14 protein-coding genes, 4 tRNA genes and 1 riboswitch are annotated in these 18,733 nt (G+C 58.3%); of the genes, 11 read left to right on the forward strand and 7 right to left on the reverse strand.

Going from position 1 to position 18,733, the window contains the following annotated elements; all coding sequences use genetic code 11:
- The first annotated feature begins 28 nt into the window (after window positions 1–28).
- The 5 genes from HUS57_RS04945 (at window position 29) to parE (ending at window position 7,407) form a co-directional block, all read left to right on the forward strand.
- Complete coding sequence (locus HUS57_RS04945; protein ID WP_173931785.1) at window positions 29–484, forward strand: YaiI/YqxD family protein; 456 nt, start codon at window positions 29–31, stop codon at window positions 482–484.
- A 94-nt stretch (window positions 485–578) separates the two neighbouring features.
- Window positions 579–664: riboswitch (glycine riboswitch) on the forward strand.
- A 145-nt stretch (window positions 665–809) separates the two neighbouring features.
- Window positions 810–1,904: a glycine cleavage system aminomethyltransferase GcvT gene (gcvT, locus tag HUS57_RS04950; protein ID WP_173932288.1), complete on the forward strand. Its 1,095-nt coding sequence runs from the start codon at window positions 810–812 to the stop codon at window positions 1,902–1,904.
- A 7-nt stretch (window positions 1,905–1,911) separates the two neighbouring features.
- Window positions 1,912–2,280 (forward strand): glycine cleavage system protein GcvH, encoded by a 369-nt coding sequence (gene gcvH, locus HUS57_RS04955; protein ID WP_173931786.1) that lies wholly within the window; start codon window positions 1,912–1,914, stop codon window positions 2,278–2,280.
- A 99-nt stretch (window positions 2,281–2,379) separates the two neighbouring features.
- Window positions 2,380–5,172, forward strand: a complete 2,793-nt coding sequence (gcvP, locus tag HUS57_RS04960; protein ID WP_173931787.1) for an aminomethyl-transferring glycine dehydrogenase — start codon at window positions 2,380–2,382, stop codon at window positions 5,170–5,172.
- Window positions 5,173–5,364: 192 nt separating this feature from the next.
- Complete coding sequence (gene parE, locus HUS57_RS04965) at window positions 5,365–7,407, forward strand: DNA topoisomerase IV subunit B (RefSeq protein WP_173931788.1); 2,043 nt, start codon at window positions 5,365–5,367, stop codon at window positions 7,405–7,407.
- Between the two features lie 279 nt (window positions 7,408–7,686).
- On the opposite strand, the gene HUS57_RS04970 is transcribed toward parE, so the two are convergent.
- The 7 genes from HUS57_RS04970 to HUS57_RS05000 all read right to left on the reverse strand — a co-directional run bounded on the left by HUS57_RS04970 (window position 7,687) and on the right by HUS57_RS05000 (window position 12,245).
- Window positions 7,687–8,604 carry a beta-xylosidase gene (locus HUS57_RS04970; protein WP_173931789.1) on the reverse strand — a complete coding sequence of 306 codons (918 nt, stop codon included), beginning with the start codon at window positions 8,602–8,604 and terminating at the stop codon, window positions 7,687–7,689.
- A 216-nt stretch (window positions 8,605–8,820) separates the two neighbouring features.
- Entirely contained in the window at window positions 8,821–9,438 is a 618-nt protein-coding gene (locus HUS57_RS04975) for a histidine phosphatase family protein (RefSeq protein WP_173931790.1), read from the reverse strand.
- Window positions 9,438–10,538, reverse strand: coding sequence for an inositol-3-phosphate synthase (locus HUS57_RS04980; RefSeq protein WP_173931791.1), 1,101 nt, complete (start codon window positions 10,536–10,538; stop codon window positions 9,438–9,440). The genes HUS57_RS04975 and HUS57_RS04980 overlap by 1 nt, the downstream gene beginning before the upstream one ends.
- A gap of 190 nt (window positions 10,539–10,728) precedes the next feature.
- Entirely contained in the window at window positions 10,729–11,493 is a 765-nt protein-coding gene (locus HUS57_RS04985; protein ID WP_173931792.1) for a TIGR04290 family methyltransferase, read from the reverse strand.
- Window positions 11,494–11,822: 329 nt separating this feature from the next.
- Window positions 11,823–11,896, reverse strand: a tRNA-Cys gene (locus tag HUS57_RS04990).
- Window positions 11,897–12,082: 186 nt separating this feature from the next.
- Window positions 12,083–12,156: transfer RNA gene (locus HUS57_RS04995), tRNA-Gly, on the reverse strand.
- Window positions 12,157–12,160: 4 nt separating this feature from the next.
- Window positions 12,161–12,245: transfer RNA gene (locus HUS57_RS05000), tRNA-Tyr, on the reverse strand.
- A gap of 191 nt (window positions 12,246–12,436) precedes the next feature.
- On the opposite strand from HUS57_RS05000, the gene HUS57_RS05005 reads away from it, so the two are divergent.
- The 6 genes from HUS57_RS05005 to HUS57_RS05030 all read left to right on the forward strand — a co-directional run bounded on the left by HUS57_RS05005 (window position 12,437) and on the right by HUS57_RS05030 (window position 18,672).
- Complete coding sequence (locus HUS57_RS05005; RefSeq protein ID WP_173931793.1) at window positions 12,437–13,282, forward strand: RNA methyltransferase; 846 nt, start codon at window positions 12,437–12,439, stop codon at window positions 13,280–13,282.
- A gap of 305 nt (window positions 13,283–13,587) precedes the next feature.
- Window positions 13,588–13,663: transfer RNA gene (locus HUS57_RS05010), tRNA-Thr, on the forward strand.
- 438 nt (window positions 13,664–14,101) lie between these two features.
- Window positions 14,102–14,773: a hypothetical protein gene (locus HUS57_RS05015; RefSeq protein WP_173931794.1), complete on the forward strand. Its 672-nt coding sequence runs from the start codon at window positions 14,102–14,104 to the stop codon at window positions 14,771–14,773.
- Between the two features lie 773 nt (window positions 14,774–15,546).
- Window positions 15,547–16,182 (forward strand): sulfotransferase family 2 domain-containing protein, encoded by a 636-nt coding sequence (locus tag HUS57_RS05020; protein WP_173931795.1) that lies wholly within the window; start codon window positions 15,547–15,549, stop codon window positions 16,180–16,182.
- 89 nt (window positions 16,183–16,271) lie between these two features.
- Window positions 16,272–17,048 (forward strand): NAD kinase, encoded by a 777-nt coding sequence (locus HUS57_RS05025; RefSeq protein WP_173931796.1) that lies wholly within the window; start codon window positions 16,272–16,274, stop codon window positions 17,046–17,048.
- Between the two features lie 205 nt (window positions 17,049–17,253).
- Window positions 17,254–18,672 carry a DEAD/DEAH box helicase gene (locus tag HUS57_RS05030; protein ID WP_173932289.1) on the forward strand — a complete coding sequence of 473 codons (1,419 nt, stop codon included), beginning with the start codon at window positions 17,254–17,256 and terminating at the stop codon, window positions 18,670–18,672.
- Window positions 18,673–18,733: the final 61 nt, after the last annotated feature.

Raw genomic sequence — 18,733 nt, forward strand, 5'->3', positions numbered from 1 at the left:
CGCCACGCAAGCTAACCTTGGACCTGCCATGATCTCCATCCATGTAGATGCCGATGCCTGCCCCGTGAAGGCGGAGGTGGTACGCGTGGCAGAGCGGCACGGCCTGCCGGTGATCTTCGTCTCCAATGGCGGGCTTCGCCCCTCGCGCGATCCAATGGTGCGCCACGTCGTGGTTCCCGGCAAGGCGGACGCTGCGGATGACTGGATCGTGGAGAACGCCAATGCCGGTGATATTGCGGTTACGGCGGACGTGCCGCTTGCCGCGCGGCTGGTAGAGAACGGGCTGCATGTAATCGGCCCGACCGGCCGCGTCTTCACACGCGAAAGCATCGGCATGGACGTTGCCATGCGCAATTTGAAACAGGACCTGCGGGAATCCGGAGAGATAAAGGGCTACAACTCTGCCTTCACCGCAAAGGATCGCAGCGCCTTTCTTCAGGCGTTGGAGAAGATCGCTCGGCGTGCCTTGAAAGAAGAGAGATGAGCGCTGTTTTCACAGGAATTCTCGTTCCAGCATCCGTGGCAGGTGACAAGTCCGCTCGCCTACGCTAGGTAAAGGCCGTTGAGGGCGCTAGCCCTGCCTGTCTGTGGGAGAGAGCAGCGTTGCTGCCGCCGAAGGGGAAACCGCCCGAAATCTCTCAGGCAAAGGAACCGTAGACGGGTCAGACACTCTGGAAAGTCGGGGTTATTCCCGCGCCGAAGGTGTAAGCGTTGCTGACGAAAGTCCGTTGCGCGAGTCTCTCAGGCTTCCGACAGAGGGGCACTAGCACGTCCGCCGCGAGCGGCGTGCGTGCAACTTTGGAGGAATGATGAGGGACTTGAAGACACTTCCGCTTGAGACCATGCATGAGGAGGCTGGGGCGCGTTTTGGCGCATTTGCCGGCTGGCGCATGCCGCTCACCTATCCGGCCGGCGTGATGAAAGAACATCAGCACACGCGGGAAAAGGCCGGGCTTTTCGATATATCGCATATGCGCCTTTTCGAGGTGGAGGGCGCTGATGCTTGCGCCTTTCTTTCACTGGCTTGCCCGCTGGATGCCGTGGCCTTGGAATCAGGCCGGTCGAAATACAGCATGTTGCTGAACGAGCAGGCCGGCATCCTTGACGATATTATCGTTACGCGGCTGGACACCGATCGTTTCATGATCGTGGCGAATGCCGGGAACGCCGAAAAAGACCATCGTATTCTCAGCGGATTAGCCAGGGGTTTTAATGTTTCACTGAAGCCGCTTGACCGGGTTCTTCTTGCCCTTCAGGGGCCTGAAGCAGAAAGCGTGCTGATTGGCGCAGGCCTCGACTTGTCGGATCTCAGCTTCATGTCAGCTGTTGAGCCGCAGCAGGACTGGTTCGTTACCCGATCAGGTTACACGGGCGAGGATGGTTTCGAAATTGCCCTGCCGCCTTCCCATGCGCAGGCGTTCGTTGAAAAATTATTCTCTGACGAACGTGTGATGTGGGCCGGACTTGCCGCTCGCGACAGCCTGAGGCTTGAGGCCGGGCTTTGCCTGTATGGTCAGGATCTTGACGAGAACATGGACCCGGCACGCGCCGCCATACTGTGGGCGATCCCGAAGAAGCTTCGCGAGGAAGGCAGCTTTGTGGGCGCCGACGCATTGCGCGGCCTGCTTGCCAAGGGAGTCGAGGAGACGCGGGTCGGGCTCAAGCCGGAGGGGCGTCAGCCCGTTCGTGCAGGAGCCATACTTATGAACGAAGCCGGCGAGGCTGTTGGCCGGGTCACTTCCGGCGGATTCGGGCCCTCAGCAGGTCATCCCGTGGCCATGGGGTATGTGTCCAGAGCTCTTCGTGAGCCGGGCACAATCCTTTTTGCCGATGTGCGCGGCAACCGCGTGCCTCTGCGGGTGCACCCCCTGCCCTTCATGCCCCACCGATACCGCAAAGGATAAAGAGTCAATGAGCAAGACCTATTTCACCAAAGATCACGAATGGATTCGCATTGAGGGTGGCACGGCAACGGTTGGCATAACGGATTATGCACAGGAACAGCTCGGCGACCTCGTATATGTAGAGTTGCCCGAGAGCGGAAAATCGCTTGCGAAGGGAGATACCGCCGTCGTGGTTGAATCTGTTAAGGCTGCATCCGATGTATATGCCCCGGCGGATGGCGAGGTAACGGAAGTCAATGAGGCTCTTTCGTCCGACCCATCGCTCGTCAACAGCGCGCCCATGGGTGACGGCTGGCTGTGGAAGATGCGGATCACCGATGAAAGCCAGCTTGAGGGGCTGATGGATGAGGACGCCTACAAGGCATCCATAGAGTAGAGCATTGAATGGCAGGCGGAATGGCTGCCTTGGCAAACGATCAGAAGCGGAAGCGCGTATAGGCCAGCGCGCCGCGCACCCCGCCCAGGAGATTTCAGCATGACAGCACCGTTTTCCAGGCGCCATATCGGCCCTGGTTCCGATGACAAGAAGGCTATGCTCGCCGCCCTCGGCGTTCCCTCACTGGAGACGCTGATCAGCCACGCTGTTCCTAATTCCATTCGGCTAAAGCGTCCCCTCGCCCTTCCGGAACCAGCGAGCGAAGCAGAAGCGCTTGCGGAGCTTCAGGGGTATATGCGTGAAAACCGGGTGCTCAAGAGCTTCATCGGGGCGGGTTATCATGGTTGCCACGTGCCGGCCGTGATCCAGCGCAACCTGTTCGAAAGCCCGGCCTGGTATACAGCCTACACCCCCTACCAATCGGAAATCAGCCAAGGCCGGCTGGAGATGCTTTTCCATTTCCAGACGTTGGTGACTGAACTCACAGGCTTGCCTGTCGCCTCGGCATCGCTGCTGGACGAAGGCACCGCCGTTGCCGAGGCCGTGGGGATCGCCTGGCGGCACCACCGCTCCCGCCGCAACAGGCTGGTGATCGCAGGCGCACTTCATCCGCAAACCCGCGATGTCGTGGAGACCCGCGCCGAGCCGCTTGGCCTGGAGGTTGCGACCGACACCATCGATGATGATACGTTCGCCCTCATCGTCCCATGGGGTGACACGTTCGGCGTCTACGAAGATCACTCCGCAGCCATCGCCCAAGCAAAGAAGAAAGACGCTATCGTTATTTTTGTGGCCGATCCGCTCGGTCTCCTTCTAAGTGAAACGCCGGCAGCCCTTGGAGCGGAAATCGCTGTTGGCTCCATGCAGCGCTTCGGTGTGCCTATGGGATTCGGCGGTCCACATGCAGCTTATTGCTCCGTGTCCGAGCGGCTGACGCGGCTGATGCCGGGGCGGCTGGTTGGCCAATCGGTCGACGCTCATGGGCGGGCCGGCTATCGTCTCGCACTACAGACGCGCGAGCAGCATATCCGCCGCGACAGGGCGACTTCCAATATCTGCACTGCCCAGGCGCTGCTCGCCAATATGGCAGCGGCCTACGCAATATGGCACGGGCCAGATGGCCTCACGGAAATTGCCCTACATGCGCATGGTTTGGCCGCACGTCTTCATGCCGCACTAAAGGCTGCACGGCTCGACATGGCCGGAGAACGGATTTTCGATACAGTAACGGTATCCGTGCCAGGCAGGGCCGCAGCCATCGCCGCGGAAGCCGAAGCGGGTGGCAGACTCCTGAGGGTCCTTGACGAGGACCGGCTTGCCATCTCCTTTGACGAGACTTCCAACGATGAGGACCTTAAGGCCATTGCCGCCGTTTTCGGCGTCACTGCGCCGGAACAGGCCGCCAGCATTGCGCCGTCGGAGCCCCGCGGAAGAGGTTTCCTCACTCAGCCCGCATTCCACGAGTACCGCTCAGAAACGGAGATGATGCGCTTCCTGCGCCAGCTTTCAGACAAGGACCTTTCGCTCGATCGGGCAATGATACCGCTCGGCTCCTGCACCATGAAGCTTAATGCCGCCGCGGAGATGATACCCGTCAGTTGGCCCGAGGTGAACGGCCTGCATCCCTTCGCGCCAGAAGCGCATACCGGCGGATATCGCCGCATGACCGCCGAGCTTGAGGGCTGGCTAGCCGAGATCACAGGCTTCGATGCAGTGTCTTTGCAGCCCAATGCTGGCAGTCAGGGCGAATATGCGGGGCTGCTCGCCATTCGTCGTTATCACCGCGAGCGCGGCGAAGCGGAGCGGGATGTCTGCCTTATTCCTTCCTCCGCGCATGGCACCAATCCGGCGTCCGCTGCGATGGCGGGAATGCGCGTGGTAGTGGTGCGCTGCACCGAGAACGGCGACATTGACGTTGAGGATCTCAACGCAAAGGCAGCCGAGCATTCCGACCGGCTAGCCGCACTGATGATCACCTATCCTTCGACCCATGGCGTGTTCGAGGAAGGCGTGCGCGAAATGTGCGAGCTTGTCCACGCGCATGGCGGGCAAGTCTATCTGGACGGGGCGAATCTGAATGCAATGGTGGGGCTTGCCCGGCCGGGAGACCTGGGTGCCGATGTCTGCCACATGAACCTACACAAGACCTTCTGCATCCCCCATGGTGGCGGCGGTCCCGGCGTTGGTCCCATTGGCGTCAAAGCGCATCTAAAACAATTTTTGCCGGGTCATGTGGCGCTTGGCACCTCCAATGCGGTGGCGGCCGCTCCTTTTGGCAGCGCCTCCATACTGCCGATCACGTGGATGTATATCCGCATGATGGGTGCTGAAGGTCTCAAGCGCGCCACGGAAACGGCAATCCTTGCCGCAAACTACGTCGCCAAACGGCTCAATGAGCACTATCCGGTGCTCTATGCAGGCCGCAACGGCTGCGTGGCCCATGAATGCATCCTGGACACGAGGGTGCTTAAGGATCGGGCGGGCGTCAACGTTGAGGACATTGCCAAGCGCCTGATCGACTACGGTTTTCATGCTCCCACCATGAGTTGGCCGGTGGCCGGCACACTGATGGTGGAGCCTACCGAATCGGAGCCAAAGAGCGAGCTTGATCGCTTCTGCGAAGCGATGATCTCTATCGCCCGCGAAGCCGAGCGCGTTGCAAAGGGCGAATGGCCGCGGGACGATAATCCGCTGGTCAACGCCCCGCACACCCCCGCCGAGTTGATGGCGGATGGCTGGGAGCATCCCTATTCGCGGCAGGAGGCTGCCTTCCCTAAGGGGGGGATGGAATGGAGCGTGAAGTATTGGCCGCCCGTCTCCCGCATCGACAATGTGGCTGGCGACCGCAATCTCGTCTGCGCATGCCCTCCGATGGAGGCTTTGGCAAGCTGACATTCAGCCTGACATTAACGAAGGCGGTGCGCTCTCGTTAAGGAGCACGCCGCATTATGCTGTTGGCGAATGGCCGTCTGTCCTGTAAGGAACGCCTCGCACCCACTGAACGGAACCGGAACGGCCTTCGCTTTGCCCTGCCAAGCATGGCAAGATCAAGGATGATTCGCGGGTGATGGGGAAACCTGTTTGATGGACGATACAAACGATCTTTTTGCCGGCCTGACTTCGACTGCAGAGCGCGTAAGGCAGCCGGACCCGATCATTTCGACGCGTAGGGGGTCAGAAGCTTCCTCGCCCGCGCGCGAGGAAGGCTACAGCGCAGCGGACATCGAGGTTCTGGAAGGCCTTGAGCCCGTACGGCGCAGGCCTGGCATGTACATTGGCGGCACGGATGACAAAGCGCTGCATCATCTTTTCGCCGAAGTCATCGACAACTCGATGGACGAGGCTGTCGCAGGCCATGCAACCTTTATCGAGGTGGACCTCGATGAAGACGGCTTCCTCACCGTCACGGATAATGGCCGTGGCATTCCAATCGACCCGCATCCGAAATTCAAGGACAAGTCCGCGCTTGAAGTCATCATGACGACGCTTCATGCGGGCGGCAAATTCGACTCGAAGGTCTATGAGACGTCGGGCGGCCTGCACGGCGTGGGCGTATCTGTCGTCAATGCCCTTTCAGAGTCACTGGAGGTGGAAGTCGCGCGTGGCCGCCGGCTTTACCGCCAGCGCTTCTCGCGAGGAAAGGTTCATGGGCCGCTTGAAAGCTTGGGCGAAGTGCATAACCGCCGCGGCACGAGGGTGCGCTTCAAGCCAGACCCGGAGATCTTCGGCGCAGCTGCGAAGTTCGAACCCGCCCGTCTCTACCGGATGGCCCGCTCGAAGGCCTACCTGTTCGGCGGGGTAGAGATACGCTGGAACTGCGCCCCATCCCTCCTTAAGAAAAATGACGAAACGCCAGAGAAGGCCAGCTTTCACTTTCCCGGAGGTCTGAAGGACTACCTTTCTGCTACGCTCGCCGGCGAATTCCAGGTAACGCAGGAGGTTTTTGCGGGGCGGACAGAAAAATCCAGCGGTCATGGCGCCGTCGAATGGGCGGTCACCTGGTATGGCGGCGACGCCTTGCTCAACTCCTATTGCAATACAATTCCGACCTCCGAGGGAGGAACACACGAACTCGGTTTCCGTAATGCGCTGTTGAAGGGGCTGCGCGGCTACGCCGAGCTCATCGGTAACAAGCGGGCCTCCGCCATCACCGCTGAAGATGTGATGATTTCCGCGGCGGGCATGCTCTCGGTCTTCATTCGGGAACCGGAATTCGTAGGGCAGACGAAGGATAAGCTGGCGACTGCCGCCGCTATGCGTATGGTGGAAAATGCGGTCCGCGACCCCTTCGATCACTGGCTCGCCGATAATCCAACCGAAGCCACCAAGCTGCTCGACTGGGTGATCGCACGGGCGGACGAGCGTCTTCGCCGCCGGCAGGAAAGGGAGGTGAGCCGCAAGACGGCAGTTCGCAAGCTCCGCCTGCCCGGAAAGTTGGCCGATTGTACGGTGGGTGCGGCCGCGGGCGCAGAGATTTTCATCGTCGAGGGTGACTCAGCAGGCGGTTCCGCCAAGCAGGCGCGCGACCGCGCCACCCAAGCCGTTCTGCCTCTGCGCGGCAAAATTCTGAACGTTGCCAGCGCAGGGTCGGGCAAGCTTGCTTCCAACCAGCAGATTGCCGATCTCGTCCAGGCGTTGGGTTGCGGTACGCGCTCAAAATATCGCGAAGACGACTTGCGTTACGAACGCGTTATCATCATGACGGATGCCGATGTCGACGGGGCGCATATCGCCTCCCTTCTCATCACCTTCTTCTACCAGGAGATGCCGCAACTCATAACCGGCGGCCATCTGTTTCTGGCAGTGCCGCCGCTTTACCGCATCAGCCAGGGCGGCAAGACCATGTATGCGCGCGACGACGCGCACAAGGATGAACTGCTGACGACGGAGTTCACGGGTCGGGGCAAGGTGGAGATCAACCGGTTCAAGGGCCTCGGCGAGATGATGCCCAAACAGCTCAAGGAAACCACAATGGACCCCAGGCACCGCACTCTTCTGCGCGTGGAGGTGCTGGAAAGCTCGGAGGCAACGAGCAATGCTGTCGATGCGTTGATGGGAACGAAGCCTGAGGCCCGCTTCCGCTTCATTCAGGAGAACGCGGAATTTGTAGAGGAACTGGACATTTAGACTAGCGAGGCCCCGCCTTGCTTGGGTCCGCCGATCGATGCGGGTCAATCGCAAGGCAGGCATCGGGTTTTGCCGGTTAGCTTGCGAATGTCCAGATAGCGCGGGCAGGTCCTCTAGACGTATAGCGTCTTGACGTTGCGAAATGCAATTCAAGTCATCGGACGAGCGTAATGGGCCGCCACCAACTCTGGCGGCCATTGTACCTTCCCCTCGGGCAGAGCCTTATTAAGAAGGCTCCCGCAGGCGACGGGGCGGGACGGTAGACATGCCCCGTTTACGTCAGGCGGCGCCCTTGATGCGGCGTTCGGCGCGCCCGGCATAGCGCTCGATCATGGTGGCGCAAAACTCGGCGAACTCTTCCGGTACCAGCGGCGCGCTAGTGTGATGGGGTGCGATGCCGCGATGTTCTGGCGTAAAGCAGAAGGTGAGCGTTACATCGAAATCGGCAAGTTTCTCCATCTGCCTGTCGAACCAGTCAAGCGCATTGGGCCGGAAGCTATCCGCCCAGGAAAGACCAGTGCGAAGATGTTTCACTCCCAGCCGCTTTAGCCAGACGACGGCTTCATCGAGGCGAGGGTCTTCGAAGTGGAACCATTGGCAGATGCCAAGTTCTGGCGTGTGCCTGGCAAACTTTTCCAAGGCCGGCTTGGGTGTGCCATCCTCGCGGATGAGACCCATATAGAAATGGCGGTAGTAGGAAGAGCCCTCCGCTTCCCTGTGGCGAGTAGTGGCACCCCAAGCCTGAGGCAGGTCGAAAAGACTGTACCACTGGATGCGCGGCGCACGCCCTTTCAGAAGAGTGGCGGTACGTTCAAGCCCCCATTCCTGGACTTCATCAGCGCCGAAAGTGGATACGCCCACCTCACTCACCCAGACCGGCAAGTGCGTCAGCGCCTGAATTTCAGCGAGCTTTGCCGGCCATTCATCGATCTGCCAGAGGTTCCAGTCCAGAGGAAAGCCATGCACTGCAATGGCATCGACATGATCGAGAACGCCTTTGCCCTGCATATTACGAATGAACAGTGGGTCGATAGGCGAGATACCTCCCAAAACGCGGACCACGTCGGAGTTGACGCGCTGGATTGCATCAGCAGCACCCATCGCCATTTCGGCGAACATGTTCCATTCCGGATCGATTTCCAGGTCCCAATGGGACTTGTTGTTCGGCTCGTTCCAGATCATCGCGGCTTCAATCATTACTCAGATCCCTCATTTCGCTTGCTTGAAACTATGGCCGCACCGGTGCTGACGCGCGGGATGCACTTTGCGGCTCGCCGTTTACGGCTGCGCGGTCGACCGAACAGGCGCGGATCAGCTTTGCAGTGCACCGACGCAGGAGTACGTTCGCCCTCCCCACTGTGTTTCGAGCCAATCTTCCAGGAAGAGGAAACTTAAGGCTGAAGATCAACAGCCTCATGCTGCCGTCTCCGTACCGGCCGAGAGCGGGCTATAGTCCAGCAGATGCAAGCTGCAACCTTCCTCGCCGAACACAAGGGTGGTGAGCGATGCGGGGCGGATTTCAAAATCGTGTACACTGGAAAAACGCCAGTTGAGGAAATGACAGAGCCCGGCCTTGATGACATCGCTGTGGCTCACCAGCGCCACCGTCAGGCCAGCATGTTCCTGCCGTAGCCGGTTCACCAGATCGCCGAAGCGAAGTGCTACCTTTTCCATGGTGTCGCCGGCAGGCGTTGCCGCGATATCTCGCTCAGCGTTCCATTGCCTCCAGGTAGGATCCGCTGAAAGCGCCTCGAACGGAAGGCCCGACCAGCATCCGAAATCTATCTCGTCGAGTTCCTCGGCTATTCCGGCTTCCAGACCGGTCTCCATGGCGATGATTTCGGCTGTCTGGCGGGCACGAAGGCGCGGGCTTGTCTTCAGCGCGTCGACTTGAAGTCTTGCGATGTGTCGTCCGAGCCGCCGTGCTTCCAAGCGGCCAGCTGCCGTGAGAGCGATTTGCGAACGGCGTCCGGTAAGGATCGTCCCAAGTTCGCCATGGGATGCGTGGCGTAGGAGGTGGAAGACTGTCATCACTGTTTGAGACCGGCGGGAAGCTCGTCACCTGCGATGAAGCGGAGTGTTCGCTGCCGTGCCTCTGAGTCAGTAAATTGCTGGGGTGGGGATTTCATGAAATAGCTGGAGGGCCCGACCAACGCCCCTCCCTCGCCCCGATCCATTGCCAGCTTCGCGCAGCGCACAGCATCGATCACAACGCCGGCGCTGTTGGGCGAATCCCAAACTTCGAGCTTCAACTCGCAATTGATCGGAACACCGCCAAAGGTCGTGCCTTCCATGCGGATATACGCCCATTTGCGATCCGTCAGCCACGGCACATGATCGCTTGGCCCGACGTGGATATTTCCCGGTTCGAGGGGTACGCCCAGTTGGCTCGTCACAGACTGGGTCTTGGAAATTTTCTTAGATTCGAGCCTTTCCCTTTCCAGCATGTTCTGGAAGTCCGTATTGCCTCCGAAGTTAAGCTGATAGGTACGATCGAGGCGTATGCCGCGGTCGCGGAAAAGGTTCGTCAATACGCGATGCACGATGGTAGCGCCGAACTGGCTCTTGATATCGTCGCCGATAATGGGAACGCGCCGTTCTTCAAATCGCTTTTGCCATTCTGGATGCGAAGCGATGAAGACGGGCATGCAGTTAACGAAGGCGCAACCGGCCTTCAACGCCTCGCCGGCATAATATTGTGCGGCCTTCTCAGAGCCGACTGGCAGGTAGGAAACGACAACATCCGTGCGCGTTCTGGTCAGTACGTCGGCGACATCAGCCTCTGACGCGTCCGATTCCTCGATCTCCTCCCGCAGATATTTGCCAAGACCGTCGAGGGTCCTGCCCCGCTCCACCGTTACGCCTGTTGGTCCCACATCTGCGAAACGGATCGTGTTATTGGGAGGCGCGTAGATGGCCTCTGCAACATCGCGTCCGACTTTAGAGGCACCCACATCGAATGCGGAACTGATGACCACATGGTCAACCAGATATCCACCAATATCGGCGTTCATGATACCCGGGATCGGGTTATTCGAACGCAGACCCCGGTAGTAGGAAAGTCCTTGTACAAACGACGACGCGCAGTTGCCGACACCCACGATCCCCACACGCACTTGTGCGCCATCCATTCTCTCGCCTCCATTCTGTATAGAAGGCCGTCAAGGCGAACTGGAATTTGCCCGGTACGGTCCTTCCGGTCATGTTCGAACCGTTACAGGTGGATCTTTGTTCCAGAGCAAGAAGGTGTTAGGTGCAGCGGCGCACATGGGTGAGCCGCTCCATCACTGCTGCTGCCGAACCATGTTAAGCAGAGATTGTTCACTTCGCCTGAGACGCAATAGCGGGCGGAGGATCAACCGCATAGCCGCGCCGGCCACGGGTGCAAAGGTAAACCTCCGGCTCCGGATGAGCATTGATCTGAAAACCCGAACTACGCAGCATTGCCTCTACTGCCGCCCGGTTGGGAAAAAACCAATTTGTGGGATCTTCTGAATAGCAGTGCTCGATGAAATGCAGCTTCGGAAAATCCGGCCAGTCAAAAATATCCCATTCACCAAAGGGATAATCGGCAGCGACTTCCGCAACCCCATTCTCCCCTCGTTGAAGGCACTGGAAGAGCAGTTTATCGCCTGCGACGTGCTCATGGATCAGATCAAGAGCCAGAAGCGGATAGCGCAGGTGATAGAGAACGCCCATGAAGATCACGAGATCGAATTTTTCTTCCAACCGCCCGACTTCGTAGACCGACATCTGCCGCCATTCAATGTCCACTCCCGCATGTCGCGCTGCAAAGGCTGCCTGGCGCAGATACTGCGGGTCAGAATCAATTCCTACCACCCTGCGCGCATTTCTGCGTTTCATCTCGATCGAGTAGAAGCCTGCATTACAGCCAATGTCGAGAACGGTCTGGCCACTAAGGTCGTGGGGAATGACATGGCAGAAACGCTTCCACTTGCAGTTCGGATAATCGCCTAAGAAATGATCGGGCGCCGTTTCCACCCCACCTATCGTCATGTTCTGGAACCAGGGTCCCAACTCTGCAATACGCTGCGAAATCTCATCTGGGCGAAAACGGGTGTTCATCTCTTCCTCTTTACCGTGGTGGTTAGGAAGAGCAGGAGCAAAACGTTCCGGGCTCTTCCGGTCTGGCAAAGTCAGGCATCAGAAGGCCTTGCATGCCGAACAGGCCGGAAAATAGAATGTTCCGCCGACGGCAGGAGGCAGCGTCAGGGCTTTGCCGGATAAGGAGGGAGGTTGTTCTGCTTCTATCGGGAGGCCGTTGGACAGATTAAGGCCAAGGCTGCCGTCACAAATTCATCCTGTACTTGCTCGCCAAAGACCGCAATGAGCGCGATACGTCTCTACGCAAGGTACTTTAGGCGCGGAGCAACCCGGAACCATCTGTGGCTGATTGGAGGCCTCGCCCGGAATCGAACCGGGGTGCAAGGATTTGCAGTCCTCTGCGTAACCACTCCGCCACGAGGCCACGCCGCAGATTGGCGTCACGAGTTCAATAGGTTGGGCAGGCTCACCCGTCAAGCGCCCTGATCGCCTATACTGGACAATGAACAGCTCTGGCGATCGGATCGGGTTCGCCGACAGCATTTGCCTTGCTCAACAGCGTCTGGCCAGCCGCAATGCTCGGCGCCGTGCTTTCAAGTCATCAAACAAATGGAGCGGGTAGCGGGAATCGAACCCGCATATTCAGCTTGGAAGGCTGCTGCTCTACCATTGAGCTATACCCGCAGAGTGGTGGAGGGGGCTGGATTCGAACCAGCGTAGGCATAGCCAACGGATTTACAGTCCGTCTCCTTTAACCACTCGGACACCCCTCCTCACGGCTGCATTCATGCAACGCGTATCTGGGAAATCTAGGTCCGCCATTCAATGGCACGACCGTTTTCCGATGCGCCTTATGGCCAGCGAGCCTTGCCCTGTCAACAGGGCCAAGGCGCATTTGAGGGGAATTTTCCCCATCGCTGCTTTCTACATAGTCTGCACGCACGCGGACCGTTATAGGAGAGGAATGAGCGAGGATCGCAAGACAGGAACTCCCAAGGACAGCCACTACGCCAGGTTGCGGCGAGCCCACCGTGCTCGCGCTTCAGAAGGAGGCGGTGGCCCATCGGAAATTGATGAAGGCCTGGTGCGCCTGTACGGCTTGCACACGGTGCGCGCCGCGCTAGACAATCCGGCGCGATCCATCCGGCGCATGTGGGTGACGCGGAATGCAGCGCAGCGTCTGAAAATTGCCGACATTACCGCCCTTCCCTTCCCGGCCGAGCTTGTCGAGCCCAAAGCCATCGATTCGTTGACGGGCGCCGACGCGGTTCATCAAGGTGTCCTGATCGAAGCGGAGATCCGTACCCCAAAGACGCTTTCGGCGCTCGGGAAAGCTTCCCTCGTCCTAGTGCTCGATCAGATCACGGATCCGCACAATGTTGGTGCCATCATGCGCTCGGCGGTTGCGTTCGGCGTGGATGCGCTCGTGACTACCGCCCGCCATAGCCCCGCGGAATCTGGCGTTCTCGCGAAAGCCGCCTCTGGTGCATTGGAACACATCGACCATATAGAAGTACGCAACCTTGCCGAATCCCTGGAGGAGCTTCACGCCGCGGGCTTCCACACGGTCGGTCTCGATTCGGATGCGCCTGGCCCGCTAGAGGAAGCGCTGGGTACAGGCCGGCTTGCGCTGGTCCTGGGCGCAGAGGGCAAAGGTCTCCGCCGGAAAACCCGTGAAACGGTGCGGGCTCTCGCCCGCTTGGACATGCCGGGCGCTATTCGTTCCCTCAATGTGTCCAACGCCGCTGCCGTAGCGCTTTACATCGCCCGCCAGGCTAGGAGGAAAACAGCCGTACCGGGCCGGCGATAAGCTCGTGCAAATGTCCGCACATTGGAGTATTTTATTTGCGCGTTATAGAGGAAGCGTTCGATGCGCAGACACATCGCTGCAATCCTCCTGGTCGGTGCGTCAATTGTTAGTACGACCTCATTCGCTCTTTCAGTGTCCGCACAGACGAGTCAGGAGGATCCGGAACGTGGCGGAAGCCAGGAATGCGAACGCCATCGGCAGGATTCGGTAACGAGCTGATCGGCCATTCTATCGGAAGAACCGGATGCTTTTGCTGAGAAGAATGCATTTCACTCCGCGCGCGATTATGCTATGCGCGTGACCATGCCCTTGTAGCTCAGTTGGTAGAGCACCTGATTTGTAATCAGGGGGTCGCGGGTTCGAGTCCTGCCGGGGGCACCATACCTAAAATACTTGGCAGATTGGCCTTTCAGGCCAATGCAATGAGAGCAAGGCGGGAAACAACGATCGCCGAGCCACCATGTAAAGAATCGCACACCCAAAGCGGTCGGATTCATTGCGCTCCTGAAACCCGTAAAGAGTGTTCTGGTGGTCTTCCCCTTCTTCGGTAAGCGAATGAGCTTCTTTTTGTTCCGAGGAAGCTCTTGCGCATGCCGCCCTCGGGGAAATCCGAATTCAATGTTAATGCCGCTCGCGGTTCCTCAACGGAGACAACAGGCCCATTTTCTCTTGTCTCGCACCGACGCCCCTAGCTGTCTACAGTAACCATGGGAATGAGAAACTTGGTTCTGTTTGGTTACTAGCTGGGTTGACCGGTTGAATCCCGCCGCGCACCATGCGACTAAAACCTACCCGGGATCATCACTCCATAGGCTTAGAATGAAGAAAACATTTCACATTTCGTGCTGCGGGCGCAGCGGCAGTAAGTATGTTGCTCGCGCGTTGTCGAGTATGGGTATCTCCGTTTTGCACGAGATGGGCGATGATTGGCCGTTCCCGCAGAAACTAGGGATAAAGTACATTGCTGCAAACCCGCGGCTCTTTGCCAATTATGATGGGCTCATTGGATGGAAGTGGTCACTTCTAACTCCTAAGTATGCAGCGAAAAAGGCTGTACAATTTCACTTGGTGCGTGAACCGGTGAAGGCAATTGAATCCGCCACTACGCACCTCGATTCCCTGTTCAAGTTTATTGAAAGCAAATTGGGCGAGCCGGACTTCATTCCCGAAGGTGCGGATAATGCAGTTATCCGCTTAGGGCGCGCAGTGAACTATTGGCTTCGCTACAATCGCGCCTTCGGTCGAGAGAAAATTCTTCTGCGACTGGAAGACTTTACCAGCAAGGGACAATCTTCAACACTATTCTGCGAAGCTATCGGCGCAAACCCAGCCGCCACCAAGTTGATCGACAACCTCCCGTCCAACATTAATGCACGTCCAGCGGCCACGAGGCGAGTGCCTGCAAGCTGGGAACGAATAGAGGAACTTTTCCCGTCCAAACTCGCGGAACTTCGTGAAATGGCGGCCGAATACGGATACGTCCCAAAATAAGCGAATGGTACATCTCGATCGGAAACGAGGACTCTTGCCGACAGCATCAGCAGGAACGCCGTTACTGTGCCGGCCGAGCGAATTGCATGAGTGGCTGTTCATCGATCTAGTTTGCAGGTTCTTCAAGTCCGGTCACCTCCTTGAGACCAGCGCTCATGAAGCCGATACCGAGTGATCGGTTGCTTGCCGTCCGTCCCCTGAAGCCGCCGATGTTGTCGCCTTTGAGGCCGATCCCGTCATATACCGGGATGACGGAGCTGTCTCACATAGCCCTCTGCCTCAAACACGGGCGGCGAAGGCCATGATCCAGAACAAGAAAACTATTTGCGTGGTAACCGCTCCCGACATCCTGGCAACAGTTTCTTTATTACCGAGACGGATGACGTCGCTTACGAAACGGCGGCACTTCCCAGCTATTCCAAAGGCGGATGCAAGGTGTTTGGCCCGCCCCCCTCATCCTTGCCCTGAGTAGGCTGCGGCAAAATGAAGGCGTTCCTCCATCACCGAACACTCTTTCTTAACCATCAATACCTCCAGCCGAGCCATAAGTGTCAGCCATGTATTCGGTACAAAACGTCACCTATTTCCGCTCTTAGTCATCAGCGACAATGTTCCTGATCCTCCCTGTATCTGGCTAGGCGCGGACACCAGCCGGGAAAGAACGGTAACAAATTGTGCCTTGAGCATTGGCATATACGCGGCGGAACGCCACTTCAAAAACCGCTCCTTCCTGCCATGATGACTCATTCTCGAGAATCGGCAATGGGACGACAATGCTGATCAGCCTTGCGTACAAGTTTATTCATGTGGCCAACGTGAAGGTGGGATCCACCTGCATTCACAATGCGCTTCGCCCGCATGCGCAAATCAGCCTTCCCCAAGCGGAATGGGGAAAGTATCTTGGGATTGCGGACATTGAAACGCGCTTCGCCTGGATCTTTGACAAAGTTCCCTTGGAGGAGTTCACGATTTTCGCTGTCATGCGCGATCCGGTTGATTGGCTTGTATCACTTTACCGTAGCCATGCTCATCCAGGCTTCAAGGATGGTGCCCTTTACACGGGGAACATGACATTCGACGAATTCCTGTCAGATTGGTGCCGCACCTTTCCGGAACGATCAATGCCGCAGGTTGAACGCTTGAAGCGTTCCGATGGCTCGATTGGCGTAACCCATGTACTTGAGTATGAGCGTTTGGAGGAGCAACTCAACGAGATGCTTGGCGAGATCGGCTTGCCGGAAGTTGCCTTGCCAGCGGAAGATCAGATCCCACCCGATCTTCCTTATCCTGAAATTAAATGGCTCACACGCCTTAAGATCAAGAGTGCTTATCGCGTGGACTACGCCATGCGCAGGAAGATTCGAGTGCAGCGTTCCCGCGCCGAAGCGATGGCGCTAGCGCGCCAGTGAGTCTCTGCGCCGGCTGCGCCTTTGCATAAGGTAGCCCTCGTGATACCAGTTGAGCCCTTACGGCAACCTCTGGAGCCATTCTTCCCCTCATGAAAGACCCATCAGCGCTCGCCTTGGCCTTTGTCGCCGCGGACACCGATGATGCCCAGCAGGCCGCCGCCCGGCTTTCCGCGCTTTATGGCCAGGAAAGGTTGGAGAATGCCGATGTAATCGTCGCTCTTGGCGGCGATGGCTTCATGCTCCAGACTTTGCGCGAAACAATGGGCACAGGCAAACAGATCTATGGGATGAATCGCGGCACCGTGGGCTTCCTCATGAACGAATATCATGAGCAGGGTTTGCGCGAGCGGATCGCGGAGGCCATCCCTGAAACCATCCGGCCGCTGGAGATGGAGGCCAAGGATGCGGCGGGGGAGACGTTCGAGGCGCTTGCAATCAACGAGGTCTCGCTTCTTCGTCAGTCCTACCAGGCCGCCAAGATCCGCATTACCGTTGATGGAAAGGTGCGACTCGACGAGTTGATCTGCGACGGAATCATGGTTGCGACGCCAGCCGGGTCGACGGCCTACAACCTTTCCGCACACGGTCCGATTTTGCCGCTGGATGCTCCGCTCCTGGCACTCACCCCTGTCAGCCCTTTCCGTCCGAGGCGGTGGCGGGGCGCGCTCCTGCCCAACCAGTCGGTGGTCGAATTTTCAATTCTCGAGACGGAGAAGCGCCCGGTCAACGCTGTGGCTGATCATACCGAGATAAAATCGGTAATATCCGTAACAGTACGCGAATCCCGCGATTTCACCGCAACAACTCTTTTCGATGCCAGCCACTCCTGGGACGAGCGCATCCTTTCGGAACAATTCCGCTATTAGCAGATTCATCTACACGAGCGACTTGCTATGTTGCCAAGAAGCTTTAATCACTAAACAGCGGAGCGCTTCGGTCACTCTCGGTGTTGACATTAGGCTTGCCACACCTTAGGCCGCGTCAAGTGCTGATTGCGGCGCAGCAAGCATCGCAGGCCAACGAGCAGCAAAGACTTAAGTGTCGGACACACAGGAAATCGCACAAGACGTTGTGACATTCGCGGACCTCGGGCTTTCGCAAAAGGTCCTTTCCGCAGTGAATGACGCAGGCTACACCACTCCAACGCCTATTCAGGCGGGGGCCATTCCCCATGCGCTTAAGGGGAAGGACGTGCTCGGGATTGCACAGACGGGAACGGGCAAGACCGCTTCCTTCGTGCTGCCGATGCTGACAAGACTGGAACGCGGCCGCGCTCGGGCGCGTATGCCGCGTACGCTCATTCTCGAACCAACGCGTGAACTTGCCGCTCAGGTGGAAGAGAACTTCACCAGATACGGCAAGAACCACCGCCTCAATATTGCACTGCTGATAGGTGGTGTCTCCTTCGATGAGCAGGAGCGCAAGCTTGAGCGTGGTGCCGATGTGTTGATCGCCACGCCGGGCCGCCTACTGGATCATTTCGAGCGCGGCAAGCTGCTTCTTACAGGCGTGGAAATTCTCGTCATTGACGAGGCGGATCGCATGCTGGACATGGGATTCATTCCCGACATCGAGCGCATCTGCAAGCTTATTCCCTTCACGCGGCAGACGCTTTTCTTTTCTGCCACCATGCCGCCGGAGATCACCAAGCTCACGGAGCAGTTCCTGCAGGCGCCGGTGCGTGTTGAGGTTTCGCGGCCCGCCACGGCGGGAGCCAATATCACCCAGCGGCTGGTGAAATCCGGGTCGAAGCCTTGGGCTAAACGCGAGCGGCTCCGCGAGCTCATCAGGGCAGAAGGCGACGAACTCAAGAACGCCATCATCTTCTGCAACCGCAAGACGGAAGTAGCCACCCTCTTCCGCTCGCTCGTCCGCCACGAGTTCGATGCAGGCGCCCTTCACGGTGACATGGACCAGCGCGCACGCATGACGATGCTGGAGAATTTTCGCCGTGGGAAGCTGAAGCTGCTCGTGGCGTCGGACGTGGCAGCGCGCGGCCTCGATATCCCCGATGTCAGCCATGTCTTCAACTTCGACGTGCCTGTGCATGCGGAAGATTATGTGCACCGCATCGGCCGTACCGGCCGCGCCGGGCGCTCCGGCAAAGCCTACACTATCGTCACTCGCGCCGACGAAAAATACGTGCAGGCGATTGAGAAGCTCATTGGCCAGGAAATCGAATGGCTGGATGGCGATCTTTCTACATTGAGCGAGGAGGATGACGCGTCGGAAAAGCCACGCCGCACGCGCGGGGGCGGACGCAGCCAGCAGCCCGACCCCAAGGCAGAACGCTCAAAAGAGACCGACGATTCTTCCAAGCGATCTCAGCGCACATCCATGGAGCGGGATGAAAACCGCAGTCGCAAGGGAACACAAAAGTCAGGCGGCGACGGCAGGAAACATCACAGTGACAAGCAACGTGAACCCGAAGTTGTCGTTGGATTCGGCGACGATATGCCGGACTTCATGAAAGTCCCCGGTAAGGTTTGAACTCCACCCGCTTGCATCACAAGAGCGGGTTAAATCCCTTCCAGTTATCTGAACGTGCACG

It is taken from the genome of Chelativorans sp. Marseille-P2723, from assembly GCF_902809845.1.
In the GTDB taxonomy this organism is placed as follows: domain Bacteria; phylum Pseudomonadota; class Alphaproteobacteria; order Rhizobiales; family Rhizobiaceae; genus Chelativorans.